The 16,106-nt window shown below is 66.1% G+C and carries 13 protein-coding genes; 6 read left to right on the top strand and 7 right to left on the bottom strand.

Features of this window, described 5'->3' with window-relative positions:
• Window positions 1-18 precede the first annotated feature (18 nt).
• From BCO18175_RS11315 to BCO18175_RS11305, 3 genes are all read right to left on the bottom strand, one after another.
• A complete protein-coding gene (locus BCO18175_RS11315) occupies window positions 19-417 on the bottom strand; it encodes a winged helix-turn-helix domain-containing protein (RefSeq protein WP_089448117.1) in 399 nt (132 codons plus the stop codon).
• Between the two features lie 455 nt (window positions 418-872).
• Window positions 873-3,083, bottom strand: a complete 2,211-nt coding sequence (locus BCO18175_RS11310; protein ID WP_174980728.1) for a xanthine dehydrogenase family protein molybdopterin-binding subunit — start codon at window positions 3,081-3,083, stop codon at window positions 873-875.
• 2 nt (window positions 3,084-3,085) lie between these two features.
• On the bottom strand, window positions 3,086-3,547 hold the full coding sequence (locus tag BCO18175_RS11305) for a (2Fe-2S)-binding protein (RefSeq protein ID WP_174980726.1): 462 nt from the start codon (window positions 3,545-3,547) through the stop codon (window positions 3,086-3,088).
• Window positions 3,548-3,728: 181 nt separating this feature from the next.
• Between BCO18175_RS11305 and BCO18175_RS11300 the strand changes: the two genes are divergently transcribed.
• Entirely contained in the window at window positions 3,729-4,652 is a 924-nt protein-coding gene (locus BCO18175_RS11300) for an AraC family transcriptional regulator (protein WP_174980724.1), read from the top strand.
• 37 nt (window positions 4,653-4,689) lie between these two features.
• On the opposite strand, the gene BCO18175_RS11295 is transcribed toward BCO18175_RS11300, so the two are convergent.
• The 4 genes from BCO18175_RS11295 to BCO18175_RS11280 are packed head-to-tail and all read right to left on the bottom strand — an operon-like array spanning window position 4,690 to window position 10,818.
• Window positions 4,690-7,359, bottom strand: a complete 2,670-nt coding sequence (locus tag BCO18175_RS11295; RefSeq protein WP_174980721.1) for a glycosyltransferase — start codon at window positions 7,357-7,359, stop codon at window positions 4,690-4,692.
• A 26-nt stretch (window positions 7,360-7,385) separates the two neighbouring features.
• Window positions 7,386-8,789, bottom strand: coding sequence for a UDP-glucose dehydrogenase family protein (locus BCO18175_RS11290; RefSeq protein ID WP_174980719.1), 1,404 nt, complete (start codon window positions 8,787-8,789; stop codon window positions 7,386-7,388).
• A 35-nt stretch (window positions 8,790-8,824) separates the two neighbouring features.
• Window positions 8,825-9,814 (bottom strand): UDP-glucose 4-epimerase GalE, encoded by a 990-nt coding sequence (gene galE, locus BCO18175_RS11285; RefSeq protein WP_174980718.1) that lies wholly within the window; start codon window positions 9,812-9,814, stop codon window positions 8,825-8,827.
• The gene (locus tag BCO18175_RS11280; RefSeq protein ID WP_174980717.1) at window positions 9,811-10,818 is read right to left on the bottom strand and encodes a UDP-glucuronic acid decarboxylase family protein; all 1,008 of its coding nucleotides are present in this window, start codon (window positions 10,816-10,818) and stop codon (window positions 9,811-9,813) included. Before BCO18175_RS11280 ends, galE begins: the two co-directional genes overlap by 4 nt.
• A gap of 169 nt (window positions 10,819-10,987) precedes the next feature.
• On the opposite strand from BCO18175_RS11280, the gene BCO18175_RS40540 reads away from it, so the two are divergent.
• From BCO18175_RS40540 to BCO18175_RS11250, 5 genes are all read left to right on the top strand, one after another.
• Window positions 10,988-11,350, top strand: coding sequence for a hypothetical protein (locus tag BCO18175_RS40540; RefSeq protein WP_254608044.1), 363 nt, complete (start codon window positions 10,988-10,990; stop codon window positions 11,348-11,350).
• A 1,556-nt stretch (window positions 11,351-12,906) separates the two neighbouring features.
• Window positions 12,907-13,230, top strand: coding sequence for a hypothetical protein (locus tag BCO18175_RS11265; protein ID WP_174970316.1), 324 nt, complete (start codon window positions 12,907-12,909; stop codon window positions 13,228-13,230).
• 111 nt (window positions 13,231-13,341) lie between these two features.
• The gene (locus BCO18175_RS40985; protein ID WP_174915028.1) at window positions 13,342-13,932 is read left to right on the top strand and encodes a hypothetical protein; all 591 of its coding nucleotides are present in this window, start codon (window positions 13,342-13,344) and stop codon (window positions 13,930-13,932) included.
• A 74-nt stretch (window positions 13,933-14,006) separates the two neighbouring features.
• Window positions 14,007-14,288, top strand: coding sequence for a hypothetical protein (locus tag BCO18175_RS11255; RefSeq protein ID WP_174915026.1), 282 nt, complete (start codon window positions 14,007-14,009; stop codon window positions 14,286-14,288).
• A 44-nt stretch (window positions 14,289-14,332) separates the two neighbouring features.
• On the top strand, window positions 14,333-15,994 hold the full coding sequence (locus tag BCO18175_RS11250) for a chemotaxis protein CheA (RefSeq protein WP_174980715.1): 1,662 nt from the start codon (window positions 14,333-14,335) through the stop codon (window positions 15,992-15,994).
• Window positions 15,995-16,106: the final 112 nt, after the last annotated feature.

Raw genomic sequence — 16,106 nt, 5'->3', positions numbered from 1 at the left:
CGGCGTGCGGGCGAATCGTCAGGCGTAGTCGGCGGCCATCACGGCCTGCGGCGCCACGCGCAGGATCGGCGCCGCTTCATGGCGCTCGACGTGCGTCATCGCCGCCCCGAACAGCACCAGGCGATAGCCGACCGCGTAGATCGGGATGATCCGCAGGTTCTTGTCGTGATCGAGCTGCAGCTTCGAACGGATACGCGAGATATGGGTGTCGAGCGTGCGCGACGACACGCCGAGTTCACGGCCCCACACGGCTTCCTGGATTGCCTGCCGCGGCACGATCTTGTTCATGTTGTCGAGCAGGAATTCGACGACGTCGAACTCACGCGGCGTGACATCAATGATCTTGTTGTCGATTTCGATCGTGCGGCGCACGAAGTTGATTTTTATGTTGTCGATGTACAGGTATTTGCAATCCATGGTGGCCCTCGCATGTCCATAAAGGAGTGTTTGCGGGTCCTGTGCTGCAACTTCCGGGCCAGGGAGAGATTCGCCACGTATCGACCGGGGGCGGCGCCTGCGCAGGCGGCGCGGCAGCCTTGAATTTAAAAGAATTTTTAACGGGAGGCGCGGGGCGGATAAAAAATGGGGCCGGGGCAACGGTGAAGGATTGTTACGTAGCATCGGCGTGCGACGTTACGGGCGTTACGTCGGGCGTAACGTGTGGGGGCGCGGGAATCGGAGGGCGGGGCGGAGCATCGCTGCGGCCGAATGGCGAACCCGACATCGAACCCTGCGCGGATCGATGGGTTCTCTATATGGATCAATGTGTTACGCGCGATTTTTGCCGACATCGAACCCTGCATCGGCCGCGTCCGGCAAAAAAACGCCGGCCGCGAGACGTCTCCGCCCCGCGGCCGGCGTTCCGGTCGCCATCAAGCCTTCGCGCTATCCGCCGAATCGAACGGCAGCACGTAATGCCGCTTGCCCGTCGCCGCGAAGATCGCGTTCGCGACCGCCGGCCCGATGGGCGCGACGCCCGGCTCGCCGACGCCGGTCGGCGCCTCGGCCGACGGCACGATATGCACCTCGACCTTCGGCATCTCGGCCATCCGCAGCACGTTGTAGCCGTCGAAGTTGCGCTGCTCGACCTGGCCGTCCTTCAGCGTGATCGCGCTGTGCATCGCCGCGCCGAGCCCGAAGCCGATGCCGCCTTCCATCTGCGCGGCGACGATGTCGGGATTGATCGCGATCCCGCAATCGACCGCGCACACCACGCGTTCGACCTTCACCTTGCCGTCCGCGTCGACCGACACCTCGGCCACCTGCGCGACATAGCTCTTGAACGCCTCGGCGACCGCGATCCCGCGCCCGCGGCCTTTCGGCAGCGGCTTGGCCGGATCCCAGCCGGCCTTCTGCGCGGCCAGGTCCAGCACCGCGCGCATGCGCGGCTCCTTCGCGAGCAGGTCGCGGCGGAACGCGTACGGATCCTTGCCGGCCGTGTGCGCGGCTTCGTCGATGAACGCCTCGACCGCGTAGGCCGTGTGCGAACTGCCGACCACACGCCACCACAGCACGGGCAGGCCGACCTTGGTGGTGGTGAGCTCGACCGACACGTTCGGCACCGCGTACGGCAGGTTCGCCGCGCCCTCGACCGAGGTGGCGTCGACCCCGTTCTTCACCATGAACGCCTCGAACGGCGTGCCGGCGAGGATCGACTGGCCGACGATCCGGTGGCGCCAGCCGACCAGCTTGCCGTCCGCGGTCAGCCCCGCGTCGAGCTTGTGGAAGTACATCGGCCGGTAGAAGCCGCCCTGGATGTCGTCCTCGCGCGTCCATTGCAGCTTGACGGGCTTGCCGTCCGCGCCGAGCGCCTTCGCGATCGACACGGCCTCGACCACGTAGTCCGACCACGCGTTCGCGCGCCGCCCGAAGCTGCCGCCTGCGTACAGCGTGTGGATCTGCACCTGCTCGGGCTTCAGGCCCGCCGTCCGGGCCGCGTTGGCCTGGTCGACCGTCTGGAACTGGTCGCCGGCCCAGATCTCGCAGTTGTTCGCCGTCAGCTTGACGACCGCGTCGAGCGGCTCCATCGGCGCGTGCGCGAGATACGGGAATTCGTACGTCGCGCTGATCTTGCGCGCGGCGCCCGTGATCGCCGCATCGGCATCGCCGTCCTTGCGGGCCGACGTGCCCGGCTTGTCGGCGAGCTGCCGGTATTCGCGCATGATCTCGTTCGAGCCGCGCTTTTCGGCGTTCGCTTCGTCCCATTCGACCTTCAGCGCGTCGCGGCCCTGTTTCGCGGCCCAGAAGCCGGTTCCGACGACCGCGACGCCACCCGGCACCTGCACGACCGACACGACGCCCGGCACGGCCTTGGCCGCCGTCGCGTCGAACGACTTCACCTTCGCGCCGAAGCGCGGCGGGCGTTGCAGCAGCGCGACGCGCATGCCGGGGAAGGTCGTGTCGAGCGTGAAGTGCGCGGTGCCGTTCGATTTCGCCGACGCGTCGACGCGCGGAATTTGGTGGCCGATCAGCTTGAAATCGGCCGGCTGCTTCAGCGTGACCTTGTCCGGCACCGGCAGCTTCGCGGCATCGGCGACGAGCGTGCCGTACGCGGCCGTCTTGCCGCTCTTCGCGTGGCTGACGACGCCATTGGCCGTCGTCAGCTCGCTCGCCGGCACCTTCCAGCGGGCCGCCGCGGCCGATACCAGCATCGCGCGGGCCTTGCCGCCCGCTTCGCGCAGTTGCTGCCACGAGTTCGACATGGCCGAGCTGCCGCCCGTCCCCTGCATCGTGCCGAACGCGAGGTTCGCGTAGCGTTTCGCATCAGCGGGTGCGCTTTCGACGCGCACGTGCGACCAGTCGGCGTCGAGCTCCTCGGCGACGATCGTCGCGATGCCCGTATACGCGCCCTGGCCCATTTCAACGTGTTTCGCGATGACCGTGACGGCGCCGTCGGGCGTGATGCGCAGGAACGCATTCGGCGCGAAATCGGCGGCGGGCGCGGTCGCTGCCAGCGCGCGGCGGCCGAGGCCGGCCCATTCGAAGCCGATGGTCAGGCTGACGGCGGCCGCGGCGCCCGCGGCTTTCAGGAACGTGCGACGCGACGGACGCACCGAACCGGTGTTGTCGAGTTCGATCGTCATGGTCAGGCTCCCAGCGTCGCGGCCGCGTCGTGGATCGCCGCCCGGATGCGGGCGTAGGTCGCACAGCGGCACAGGTTGCCGTTCATCGCGGCGTCGATGTCCGCGTCGGTCGGCTTCGGGTTCTGTTCGAGCAGCGCGGTGGCCGACATGATCTGGCCGGACTGGCAGTAGCCGCACTGCGGCACCTGCAGCTTGACCCAGGCGGTCTGCACGGCATGCGCCGGCTTGCTCTGCAGGCCTTCGATCGTCGTGATGTGCTTGCCCGCGATGCCGGCGAGCGGCAGCACGCACGAGCGGACGGCCTGGCCTTCGAGATGCACCGTGCACGCGCCGCACTGCGCCATGCCGCAGCCGAACTTCGTGCCGGTCAATCCCGCGTGTTCGCGAATCGCCCAGAGGACGGGCATCGACGGATCGGCGTCGAGCGTGACGTTCTTGCCGTTCAGGACAAACGAGGTAGGCATTTTGATTGTCTCCGTGGGGAAAACCCGGCATGCGCCCGGTCAGCGGGCAGTGTGCGCGAGTGCCCGGTTTTTGCGTCTACCCAATCCTGCAAATTTATTGAACAATCCTGCAAATCCCCGGCAGGTCGCGGGTGGTTTCGCTATGCTCCCGCGACATGAGGAAATCTATCGAGGAAGTGTCATGGACATGACCGATATCGCGACGTCGCGCGAATCCGGGCGGCGCGAGCTGGCGATGCTGATCAGCCGTTTCGCACCGGCGGACGGCTCGCAATCGACGGCCGTGCCGGGCCTGATGCTGCACCGGCACACGCGGCCGGTCGATCTCGGCTGCGGCGTGTCGCGGGCCGCGCTCGTGATCGCCGCGCAGGGCGCGAAGCGCGTGATCGTGGCCGGCCAGGCTTACGAATACGACACGCAGAATTGCCTGATTACATCGATCGATTTGCCGATCCTCTCGCGCGTGACGCGCGCGTCGCCGGACGCGCCGTACCTGTGCCTGTCGCTGACGCTCGATCCGCAGCGCATCGTCGAGCTCGCGGCCGAGATGCGGCTGCCCGAACCCGATGCGGGCCCCGAAGGCGAGGGGATCGCGCTCGCCGAGCTGACGCCGCCGCTGCTCGATGCCGCGCTGCGACTGATGCGGCTGCTCGATACGCCGGCCGACATTCCGGTCGTCGCGCCGCTGATCGAAAAGGAACTGCTGTACCGGCTGATGACGAGCGGGCAGGGCACGCGGCTGCGGCACATGGCGATCGCAGGCAGCCAGACGCACCGGATCGCACGCGCGATCGAATGGATCCGCGATCACTTCGCGGAGCCGATGCGCGTCGAGTCGCTCGCGCAGGCGGTCAACATGAGCGTGTCGTCGCTGCACCATCATTTCAAGCACGTGACGACGCTGAGCCCGCTGCAGTACCAGAAGCAGTTGCGGCTGCACGAGGCGCGGCGGCTGTTGCTGCGGCAGGGCGGCGACGTCGGGTCGGTGGCCGCCGTCGTCGGCTACGAAAGCGCGTCGCAGTTCAGCCGCGAATACAGCCGGCTGTTCGGCGCGCCGCCAATGCGCGACGTCGTGCAGTTGCGGAAGAAGGAGCTGCTCGGCTGATGGCGCGCTGCTGACGCGCCACCGGGCACCGATCCATTCACCTGGCGACCACCGACGTCTGCAGGAACGCCGGCGCGATCCGCCAGTCCGGCACGTAGTGCGCCGGCCACGCGCCGGGCGTATCGACCGCGTTGAAATACACGATGGCCTTCAGCAGCGGATAGCGCCACAGCGACCGCTGGAATTCGTCGAGTGCCTCGCGCTTGCGCGCATTCGACCCGTCGACGCCGAGCTCTGTGACCATCACCGGCAGCCCGTAGTCGGCCACGCGCTCGTACTTGGTCCGCAGGATGCTCGCGGCGGAGGCGCGGCCGCCGGCCGGCCAGACCGCGCAGCGCGGGCAGTCGAACACGGACAGGCCGATGTCGTCCACATAGGCGCGGCCCGGGAAATAGTCGTCGAGGTTCCGGTTACCGGCCGGCGACCACACGAAGCGGATCCGGTCAGTCATCGTGCGGCACGCGGTCACGACCCGCCGGTAAGCATCCACGTAGGCCGACGCATCGCCGATGGCCCACGGATAGCGTCCGGTGTCGGCCTCCATCTCGTGGCCCCAGCGTACGAACACGGGGCCCTTCAACGCGGCGAGCGCCGAGCAGGTGGCCGCGATCCGCGCGTCGTAGCGCCCGTGCGCGATATCGTCGAGCAGCGCGCCTTGTCGCGTGTCGCCGGCCGCCCACGGCTCGACGGTCAGCATCAGCGAGCGGTTGCGCGCCTGCGCGTTCCGGTACGCATCGTCGATTTCCGCGCGGATGTCCGGCGCATTCCACGACACGAACACATGGTCGAACGCGAGATCCCGGCTGGCTGCGAGCGTCCTGTCGGGATCGTAGGCGCCGAGTTCGGGTTGCTTCACCGGTTCGCCCGGCACGGGCGCGACCACGGCCGGCAAACCCGAGCGCCACATCATCGCCTGCCAGCCTTTCGGCGCGCGCAGCCCGATGCCCGACAGCAGCATCGCGAGCGCGATCACGAACAGCGCGTTGCGCACGGGCAGGCGGCTGAGGAACATCTGCCGGAACGCCGACCACTCGAGCCCTTGCTCCCTGCCGTGATTTACCGCGACGACGGCCGCGATCAAGAGATACAGGATGCTCGTCAGCGTCGAGAACAGATAGAAGCCGGCGGCGTTGCGCGGATTCTCGACCGTGACGACGGGCAGGCTGCAGAACAGCGAGATCAGCAGGTACGGCGCGACCACGCGCAGCGGCGCGTCCGGTTCGATCGTGCCGCCCTTCGGCGTGACCTTGAACGGAAATTCCTTGCCGCGCACGCAGTCGAACACCGCCGACGCGCAGCCGAGCACGACCCACGGCCAGCGTGCGAACACGAACGACAGGCCTTCCCACGACAGCAGCTTCGTATTCAGCGGGCGGCACGACTGGGTCGTTTGCGTGGCCCAGGTCACGACGCACAGGATCAGCACGGTCAGCGGCAGCGCGTAGGTGAGATACGTGAGGTAGTCGACGTGTGCCCACACGCGGCCGGTGAGCAGCGCGACGACCGGAATCACGACGCTGCCGGCCATCGCCAGCGCGCACAGCGGGTACCACAGCTGGCAGAACAGGAACTGCGCCTTCAGCTTCAGCGGCAGCCCCATGAAATAGTGGCGCGTGTAGCGCAGCATGATGATCATCACGCTCTTGGACCACTGGAATTCCTGCGTAGCCAGGTCGCCGAAGGTGCGCGGCCCTTCGCCGTTCGCGATCGCGTTCAGCGCATGCATGCCGCGCCAGCCCTTCGAATTGAAGATCATCGTGGTCGAGTGATCCTCGGCGAGTTCGGGCCCGAGCCCGCCGATCTCGCGCAGCGCGCGGCAGCGCACCGCATAGTGCGAGCCGATGCACAGCGGCGCGAGGCCGCCCGCATAGCCGGCCTGCATCGTGCCGTGCAGCGGCCCCTCGACGTTCACGCGCCCGCGTGCGCTCCAGCTCGCGGCCGCGTTGCTGTCGCAGATGCTCGGCGCCGACACGTAGCCGACTTTCGGATCGACGAACGGCCGCAGCATCTCCTCGAGATAGGTGCGGGTCGGCACGTGATCGGCGTCGAGCTGCGACACGAAATCGTAGTTGTCGTAGCCGTACATGTCGTAGAAGTACGCGAGATTGCCTTCCTTGCATCGGGTCCGGCGCGGCCAGCTTGCGCGGTGGTACGAGGCAATGCCGCGCCGCGTCGACACGAATACGCCGTGCTCGCGGCACCAGTCGAGCGTTTCGGGCGATGGGTCTTCATCGGCGAGCCACGTATCGTGCGGGTAGGTCTGGTCGAGCATCGCGAGCAGCGTCGTGCGGACGATGTCGAACGGCTCGGACGGCGCCTTGGTGACGACCATCGCGACGCGCCAGTCGCGCGGCACCTGCAGCGCGGGGTTCGGCACGACCGCCGAGCGGATGATGAAGATGAAGTAGCCGGGAATGAAGGTGGTCCAGAACAGCACGAAGCAGTTGACGCCGAAACGGAACGCGTCGACGTAGTGCTCGTCGCGCAGCCACCAGCGCCAGAAGATGCCCAGCGCGACGAACCAGCCCAGCGCGAGGATGTGGAAGACGATCCTGGTCCCGCTGTCCATCAACGGGACGAGGAGCGGGACCTCCGCGTGCGGCGATGCGGTGCGGTCCGCTTCGGCGTCGGTGGGGGCGGTGGTGTCGGCGGTATCGGCAGTATCCGGCGCAAGGCCGCCGGCAAGCGACGCAACCAGCTTCTTCATGGTGCTCTCCCGTCAAGGTCAGATCATCAGTCTTGAAGCAGGCCGCGCTGCGGCCGGGTGTCCTCGCCTGCATGCTGTTGTTCGGGTGCCGGGTCGGCCGGCGTGCGTTCGCCGCACGAGCGGCCCACGCGTTCGTAACGGCGAAAGCCGCTGTCGACCGCGAGCCGTTCGCTGAACAGGTTGCGCATGTCGAGCATCACGGGATCGGCCATGTGATCGGCGAGGTCGGCGAGATCGAGTGCCTCGAACGCTTTCCACTCGGTCATCACGACGACGGCGTCCGCGCTGCGCACCGCGTCGATCGCTGAGCCCTCCATGAACACCTGCGGCAGCAGCCGCGACGCTTCGTGCGGACGCGCCGGGTCGTACGCGCGGATATGCGCGCCCGCGCCGACAAGCAACTGGATCACGTCGATGCTCGGGCTTTCGCGCACGTCGTCGGTCTGGCCTTTGAACGTGAGGCCGAGCACCGCGATGCGCTTGTCCTTGATCGAGCCGCCGCAGGCCTTCTCGATGCGGCGCAGGATCTGGTCCTTGCGCAGCGCGTTCGATTCGATCGCCGCGCTGACGATGCGCAGCGGCACTGCATGCTCGGAAGCCGTCGCCTTCAGCGCGCGCGTGTCCTTCGGGAAGCACGAGCCGCCCCAGCCGGGGCCGGCCTTCAGGAACGACGCGCCGATGCGGCGGTCGAGGCCCATGCCGTTCGCGACCAGTTCGACATCGGCGCCGACGGCTTCGCACAGGTCCGAGATCTCGTTGATGTAGCTGATCTTTACCGCAAGGAACGCATTCGCCGCGTATTTCACGAGTTCGGCCGTTTCGATCTCGGTTGCGAGCACGAGATGGCCGGCCGCTTCCAGCGGCGCGTAGATGGCCTTCATGATCTCGATCGCGCGAGGATGCTCGGCGCCGAACACGACGCGGTCCGGATGCATGAAATCGTCGATCGCCGAGCCTTCGCGCAGGAACTCCGGATTCGATGCGATCGCCGCGTCGATGCCGTCCGGTGCGCAGCGTTCGACGATCTGCTTGACGATCCGGTTGGTGCCGACCGGCACCGTCGACTTCGTGACGACGACCGCGAAACCGGTCAGGTTCGACGCGATCTCACGCGCGGCCGCCTCGACGTATCGCAGGTCCGCCTGGTCGGTGCCCGGCAGCGTCGGCGTGCCGACCGCGATGAATACCGCATCGCGATCGCGCACGCTCGCCGCAAGGTCGCTGCTGAAGCGCAGCGTGCCGCGTTCGACGTTGCGTGCGACGACGGCGTCGAGGCCCGGTTCGTAGATCGGCATGCGGCCTTCGTTCAGCGCGTCGATCTTGCCGTGATTGTTGTCGATGCAGACGACGTCATGCCCGAGATCCGCAAAGCATGCGCCGCTCACCAGCCCGACGTAGCCCGTGCCGACGATGGCGATCCGTACCTTCATGGTGATTCCCCTGCGTGGCGTTCAAGGAAACTTGCTCACTTGCCGGATTCGAATTGCAGTGCTTTCTGAAACCACGCCGCGGCGTGTTCGACCATCGGTTCGATCGCGGTGAAACGCGGCCGCCAGCCGAGCACGAGCGCGGCTTTCGTGGCGTCGGCGTACAGCTCGGGCGGGTCGCCCGGCCGGCGCGCGGCCGTCACCGTCGGCACGCGGCGGCCCGTCACGGCTTCGACGGTGCGCAGTGCGTCGAGCACCGACGTTCCTTTGCCGGTGCCGAGATTCAATGCGACGCTGTGGCCGCCGCCGCACAGATAGGCGGTTGCCTTCAGGTGCGCGTCGGCGAGGTCGCTCACGTGCACGTAATCGCGAATCGCCGAGCCGTCGGGTGTCGGGTAGTCGGTGCCCATCACCTGGAATGCGTTGCCGGTGCCGAATGCCGCGCGGATCGCGAGCGGCAGCGCGTGCGTTTCCGGTTCGTGGCATTCGCCGATCTCGCCGTCAGGGTCCGCGCCCGCCGCGTTGAAGTAGCGCAGCGCGACCCACTTCAACCCGTATGCGCGCTCGAAGTCGGCGGCCATCCGTTCCATCGCGTACTTCGTGAAGCCGTACGGATTGATCGGCAGCTGCGGCGTGCGCTCCGAGATCGGCAGCACGTCCGGAATGCCGTACGTCGCGCACGACGACGACATCACGATCCGGCCGACGCCGGCCGCGTGCATCGCGCTCAGCAGCGTGCAGGTGCCCGTGACGTTGACCGTGTAATAGCGGTCGGGCGCGAGCACCGATTCGCCGACGTACGCGAGTGCGGCGAAATGGATCACGACGTCGGGCCGATGCAGGGCGAACGCCTTCGACAGCGCGTCGCGGTCTAGAATGTCGGCCGCGACGAGCGGCCCCCATCGCACCGCGTCGCGCTGGCCGGTCGACAGGTTGTCGTAGGCGACCGGCTCGTGTCCCGCTTCCGCGAGTGCCTTGCAGGTGTGGCTGCCGATATAGCCCGCTCCGCCTGTCACGAGCACCTTCATGCCGTGGCCCCGGTCATGCGCAGCACCGGCTCGAGCCACAGTTCACGGCTGAAATAGTCGACGGTCCGGCGCAGGCCTTCGTCGAGATCGATGGCCGGCCGCCAGCCAAGCTCGGCCGACGCGATCGAGATGTCGGGCCTGCGCTGGTGCGGATCGTCGATCGGCAGCGGCCGGAACACGATTTCCGATTTCGAGCCCGTCATCGCGAGCACTTTCTCCGCGAGCTCGATCATCGTGAACTCGCTGGGGTTGCCGATGTTGACCGGCGTGCCGACGTTGCGATCGGTGCTCATCAGGCAGAAGAAGCCGTCGATCAGGTCGCTGGCGAAGCAGAACGAGCGCGTCTGCTTGCCGTCGCCGTAGATCTCGAGCGGCGCGCCGTTGAGTGCGCCGACGATGAAGTTCGACACGACGCGGCCGTCGCGCGGCGACATCCGCGGGCCGTAGGTGTTGAAGATGCGCGCGACGCGCACGTCGATGCCGTGCGCGCGGTAGTAGTCGTAGCACAGCGCCTCGGCCGCGCGCTTGCCTTCGTCGTAGCACGCGCGTGGGCCGATCGTGTTCACGTTGCCGCGATAGGTTTCCGTCTGCGGATGCACGCCCGGGTCGCCGTAGATCTCGCTGGTCGACGCCTGGAACACGCGTGCGCCCGTCTTGCGCGCGAGCGCGAGGCAGTGGTTCATGCCGAGCACGTTCGTCATCATCGTATGGACGGGATCGATCTGGTAGGTGGGCGGCGATGCCGCACACGCGAGATTCCAGATCTCGTCCACCTGCAGTTGCGGCAGGCCGAGCGCTACGTCGCCTTTCACGAACTCGAAGCGGCCGGACGCTTTCAGGTCGGCGACGTTGAGCTTGCGCCCCGTCAGCAGGCTGTCGATGCACGTGACGGATGCGCCTTCCATGACCAGGCGCTCGCATACGTAGCTGCCGAGAAAGCCGGCGCCGCCCGTCACGAGGACGCGCTGACCGGCGCGCGTGTCGAGCGCGACCCTGTCATTCATGGCTTTCTCCTTCGTCGATCAGCTCAAGGAACCACACGTCGATTTGCTCGACGGCGGTGCGCACGCGTTCCATCCCGCTGCACGGGTAGCGTTTCGGCAAGCGCCGGCTCGCATGGGCTGATGTCGACGAAGCGCCGCGACAGGCGCTCCGGTTTCGCGGACTACCCCGTTGAAACTTGAACGACGCAAGCGTCGATCGATCGGTGGTGATCTTCATCGCCTTTTCCCCGATTCACTGATTGACGAGCAGGCCGCCACCGTAATCTTGTGCCTTGGCGTGCCGCTCGGTGAGAGCCGGGAATCAGGCAATCGGCATGCCATGAACGATGCCGTCACGATGCGCACGGGCGTTGCGGCGCGATTGCTGCGCGATATGTGCGCTTCTGTTTCATCTGTGTATCGTGGGGACAGAAAAGCGGGCAAGCCAATTGCCGGGTCGATGCGGTTCGATACGACGAAATGCGCGATAAATCAGGCTATTGCGGGAATGGCTTCGTCAAAAATGTGTTGGATCGGAATGTTTCATCAATGAGAAGTGCGTCGCTAAGGAATTAAAAACGTATCGGAAATGTGCTGCTCATCGAGCGATTCTGCGCGTGAAAGGAAGGGGAGGTGAAATTGAAAAAATGATGCTCGTGATCCAGGGGTGAGCGTTTTCATTTTTTTTAAATATTACGCCGTAACGAAAGTTTTCTTTTTTACGGTCCATTTCGGTGCTCTGGCGGCGTGTGATCCCGTCGGTATTTTCACGGATGAATCAAATTCGTTTCGGTCATCAGGGGAAACGCGTGGCGACGGCTTGCCGGAGGCGGCTGTGCCGGGCTCCCGGCGCCCGGTGCCGGGCGTATCGATTCTCGTTTGTGATGGCCGGGAAGGGGGGCGCACACGCCGCGCCCCACGGTTTGCGGGCGGAAAAGCCCGCCCCGCCTGCCTTGCGCGGCCGCGCGCTTCTCAAGTTTGAAACACCCGTTCACCGGGCCTCCCGGTGCAGGCCTGTGAGCCGGATTCGTCCGTCTAATCCGGCTATTGCTTCGTGGCGCTCAACGATCGGAGAGGGTGTCAGACTGTTATTGCGATACATTCCTGAAACAAAAAATGTCGTTCCTGGCGTTGCGTGCCGCCGTGGCGGCCGTTTGCCGAGCGCAATATGCGGTGGAATATCACGTGGCATGCTGCTTGCGGTACTGGACGCACCGGCGGGCGGTCGACACGAAGTAACGAACAGGTGGGGCGGCCAACTCGTCAATAAGCAGTCGGGGAAACGGCGATGAAGATCATAAGCAGTAGCTTGATCGGCGCGTACTTTGCGCACCAATGGGGTAGTCGGAAAGGCCGGGGTGACGCTCGCGACGCTGTGCCAGCTTCGCGGGTTGCGCTGTCCCGGTTTCTTGCCCGCCGCGCGCTTCGCGTGCTGGCGCGGTTGTCGCGCCGCACGGCAGTCGGGCGACAGCGGTACTCGCTTTCATTCAGTTCACCCGGATGGATCAGGCTGTTCGTGCCGGACAGCGTGATGCCGATTCGTCTCCGACCATGCAGGGTCGCTTCGATCGCGCCTGGCCCATGCCGGCGCCAACCGGATTAGATCGAACGCCCGTCGGCCGGATTATCCGGAAGACCTTTCGTCGCTAGCTCAGGGAGAAGCCATGCCACCTGGCTGCAATGCAGGCCCGTTGTCGCCCGGATAAAGGGTGTATTTCAGACGGTGCTGTGTTTTGCGGTGGTTAATGTATTCGCGAATTTTCGATTCCGGAATGACGTGCCGCGTGCCGGCATTATTTCCGGCGGGGTGTCGAATATCGCAGGCCGGAAAGATGTGCGCATCGTTCCGGTTTATCAGGTAATGGTGTTTTCGTTGAAAAACAAATGTTCATAAAAATAATAGAAAACACCTAGCAAAAAGATTTGGATAACTAAAAATCGCGAAGCTAAGCTTCGTCTGGCCGAAATCACAAAAAACATGAATCGAAAAGGAAATACGATTTTATTAATTGCATAGTGATCCTTAATTTTGAGGATTGCTCAAGTCAGGAAGGTTGATGGCGTGCGATCTTCCTGACTCACTCCGTCCACGCCGTTTTGGAGTCGACCATGAAGAAGCTTCTGATTGCAGCAGCAGTTCTGGCGGTTTCGGGTGCAGCGTTCGCTGGCAGCGGCACGGTGTCGAGCAGCAATTCGTCGAGCGGCGGTTCGACGATGGCTGGCGTTGCAGGGTTCGGCCATTTCACCGCGACCGATTCCGGCTCGGCACTCGGTGCAGCTGGCGCACTTGCCGGCGGCCCGGGCAGCGGTTCGGTCTCGTACACGAACCACACCCAATCGTCGTCGGTTAGCGGCTTCGGCTTCGGCGGCGCACAAGCTGGTGGCACCAGCGGTGCGAATGCCGGTTCGATCGGCTGGACGATTCACCACTAAGCCGCGACGCGTAGCGTTCGTCATTGGCTGGCGGTACGGACGCCGGGTTCCGCTCGATGGGGGTTGACCCGGCTCCGCCACCGCCGAACTTACTCACAGCAAGGAATTGCTATGAAAGCCAAAGTCATTTTCGCGACAGCGCTCACCGTCTTGGCGTCGGCTGCATTGGCAGCGGGTTCCTCCACGACCAACCAGACTCAATCCGTTGCGGCGGGTGTTTCCGGTTCGGTCCTGGTCGGCTCCGGCAGCTATACCAGCAATTCGACTTCGACGGCGGGCGCGAACGCGGGCAGTACGGTGACACCCGCTGGTTCCGTCGGCACGGCATCCGCCTTCCACAACTCGACCTCGACGGCCAGCGGTTCGGGCACGAACGGGGGCGCGTTCGCGGCAGGCGGCGGTATCGGTGCCGCAGGCTCGTACGGTGGAAACAGCAGCACGAACGAGAACGCGAATGCGTTGTCGGGAGGGGTGAGCGCCACGATCGTACTCGGCGCAAACCACTACACGGCCTCGGGTGCGAACGACCAGGGCGTGGCCAACGCGGGTGCCGCTGGGCTGACCGGCAGTGGTGGGTCAGGCGCGATCACGGGTTCGAATCACTACAACTCGTCGACCGTTTGGAGTACCGGTCCGGCCGGCTCGCCGTCCGCATCGGGCGGAAGCCAGGGCAGTGCAAGTGCGACCGGAAGCAGTCATTAGTCTGGTGTGGGGGGACCAGTTTCCCAGCGACGCTGGTCTCTTTTCCCCACATTGTTGTCACGTAAGGAGTTGGCATGAAGCAGAAACTGATTGCCGCCGCTCTGATGCTCGCGTCTCTGACGGCGTATGGCGCTGACCGTATTGCCAACGACGTGCAATCGAATTTGCAGACGTCAAACAACCCTGACCAGACAACCAAACCGTCAGAACAACAAACGCTTTCTTCGGGCAGTGCCATCGGCGGACCAGACGCCCAGCAGTGGCAGGGCATGTCGGCCGGCTCGTGGTCCCAGCTGGGCAACGGCTGGAAACAGTTCGGGGAAGCAGCGAAGGCTGAAGGGAATCAGGGGAACTAGTACGGTTGCCTGGGTGGGAGGTCAAACCTCGTCCGGAGAGTGAAATGAACAGCAACAGGATCAAGGTGGCATGCGCAGCGATGTTCGCGATGACCACGATCGGCGCCCAAGCGCAAACCGCCGACTCGACTTCGAGCTCGCAGTCGTCGACGTCGTCGACGGCGATCAGCCAGGGCGGCGGCTCGAGCATGAACACGAACACCACGAGCTCGCGCGGCGGCAACGCCACCAGCTCCAGCGGGGTTCGCGGCAGCGGCAATTCGAGCGTGAACGTGAACGTGACGATGCCGTCCGGCACGAGTGGCGGTTCAAGCGTGACGCCGCAGAGCGTAAGTTCGCTCCAGTCGTCCGGCGCACCCGGCACCAACCCGTACAACACCCAGACCTCGGAAAACGTCAATTACTCCGGGACGCAGACGATCAAGACGAACCCCTCGATCCAGGCGCCTGGTCTCACGACCACGCTGTCCGATACCTGCATGGGATCGGTGAGCGTCGGCGTGTCGTTCCCGGGGTTCGGCGCGACGGGGGGCACGACGCTGGTCGACCAGGCCTGCGTACGCCGTCTCGATGCGCGTGAATTCCGTGCGATGGGCCTGACCGACGTGGCGCTCGCGCTGCTCTGCCAGAGCGACGCGAACCGGCGTGCGGTGGAAGCGACCGGCCATCTGTGCCCGGGCACGACCGCGCCGCTCGCCCGTTCGAACGTGGCGCCGAGCGTGGAAGCGACCGTCGCCGACGACGTGAAGTATCGCGATCCGATCGTGCGCAACCGCATGGGCTTGCCGCCGCTGGGCGCTGCCGCGCCGGCACCGGCGCAGCCCCGCCCGGTGGCGACGACCTCGGTGCAGGCGGCACCCGTGTCGGTGCCGGTACCGGTGCCCGTGCCGTCGATGGCGCCGGTTGCCGCCGTCCCGGCTGTTGCAGCGCCGGCTGTTGCTGCCGCACCGGCAGTGGCGACGCCTGCAGTTGCCGCCGCCGCCCCGGCCGTTGCAGCACCTGCCGTCGCAGCCGCGGCACCGGCCGCAGCCGTAGCGCCCGCTGTCGCCGCCGCACCCGCAGCGTCGGTCGTACCGGCGGCCGCGATCGCAGCCGTACCGGCTGCCGCCGTGATCGCCGCACCGGCAGTGGCGGACAAGGCATCGCCGGTGCCTGCCGCGCCGGTTGCCGACACGAAGGCATCCGAGCCCGTGCAGCCCGTGGCCGACAAGGCGCCGGAGCCCGTACCGGCGGTTGCCGACAAGGCACCCGAACCTGCACCGGTGGTTGCCGACAAGGCCCCCGAGCCCGTGCAGCCCGTCGCCGACAAGGCGCCGGAGCCGATGCCGGCCGCGACCGACAACGCAGCGCAGGCCGCTGCCGCGCCGGCTGCGGACACGATGCCGGCTGCTGCCGTCGTCGCGGCGCCCGCGGCCGAAGCTTCGATGCCCGCACCGGCAGCCGATGCGAAGGCCGCCGAGCCGGCTCCGGTCGCCGCGGAAGCGCCCGCGCCGGAAGCCGCGCAGCCTGCCGTAGCAGCAGCGCCTGCCGACATGCCGGCTGCCGATGCGAAGGTGCCGGAAGAAGCCGCTGCGCAGCCCGCCGACATGCCGGCGTTGTCCGATCCGGCGCAAGGATTGCCGCCGGCTCAGGTCGACCAGCAGGCCGCCCCGGCTGTACCGGTCGTGCCGGCTCCGGCTGTCATCTCGACGAGCACGTCGTCGTAAGCACGCGGGTCGGACGCCCGTGCGGCCGGAACGCAGGCCGCACGGGCGTCGTTCGAGCCCGATGCCCGACGGTCGTTTCCTGTTTGATGGGTGTTGGTTCCATCCCCGAGAT

The organism is Burkholderia lata (genome assembly GCF_902499335.1).
Classification (GTDB): Bacteria; Pseudomonadota; Gammaproteobacteria; order Burkholderiales; family Burkholderiaceae; genus Burkholderia; species Burkholderia lata_B.
The sequence above is the reverse complement of the archived record's forward strand: the minus strand, read 5'-3'. Positions and strand labels throughout refer to the sequence as shown.

Bases quoted from the DNA above. Each gene is read 5' to 3' on its own strand.
- BCO18175_RS11290 (WP_174980719.1), bottom strand. From the start codon at position 8,789: ATGAAGGTACGGATCGCCATCGTCGGCACGGGCTACGTCGGGCTGGTG.
- BCO18175_RS11305 (WP_174980726.1), bottom strand. From the start codon at position 3,547: ATGCCTACCTCGTTTGTCCTGAACGGCAAGAACGTCACGCTCGACGCC.
- BCO18175_RS11280 (WP_174980717.1), bottom strand. From the start codon at position 10,818: ATGAATGACAGGGTCGCGCTCGACACGCGCGCCGGTCAGCGCGTCCTC.
- BCO18175_RS11300 (WP_174980724.1), top strand. From the start codon at position 3,729: ATGGACATGACCGATATCGCGACGTCGCGCGAATCCGGGCGGCGCGAG.
- BCO18175_RS11265 (WP_174970316.1), top strand. From the start codon at position 12,907: ATGAAGAAGCTTCTGATTGCAGCAGCAGTTCTGGCGGTTTCGGGTGCA.
- BCO18175_RS11250 (WP_174980715.1), top strand. From the start codon at position 14,333: ATGAACAGCAACAGGATCAAGGTGGCATGCGCAGCGATGTTCGCGATG.
- BCO18175_RS11310 (WP_174980728.1), bottom strand. From the start codon at position 3,083: ATGACGATCGAACTCGACAACACCGGTTCGGTGCGTCCGTCGCGTCGC.
- BCO18175_RS11315 (WP_089448117.1), bottom strand. From the start codon at position 417: ATGGATTGCAAATACCTGTACATCGACAACATAAAAATCAACTTCGTG.
- galE (WP_174980718.1), bottom strand. From the start codon at position 9,814: ATGAAGGTGCTCGTGACAGGCGGAGCGGGCTATATCGGCAGCCACACC.
- BCO18175_RS11295 (WP_174980721.1), bottom strand. From the start codon at position 7,359: ATGAAGAAGCTGGTTGCGTCGCTTGCCGGCGGCCTTGCGCCGGATACT.
- BCO18175_RS40985 (WP_174915028.1), top strand. From the start codon at position 13,342: ATGAAAGCCAAAGTCATTTTCGCGACAGCGCTCACCGTCTTGGCGTCG.
- BCO18175_RS11255 (WP_174915026.1), top strand. From the start codon at position 14,007: ATGAAGCAGAAACTGATTGCCGCCGCTCTGATGCTCGCGTCTCTGACG.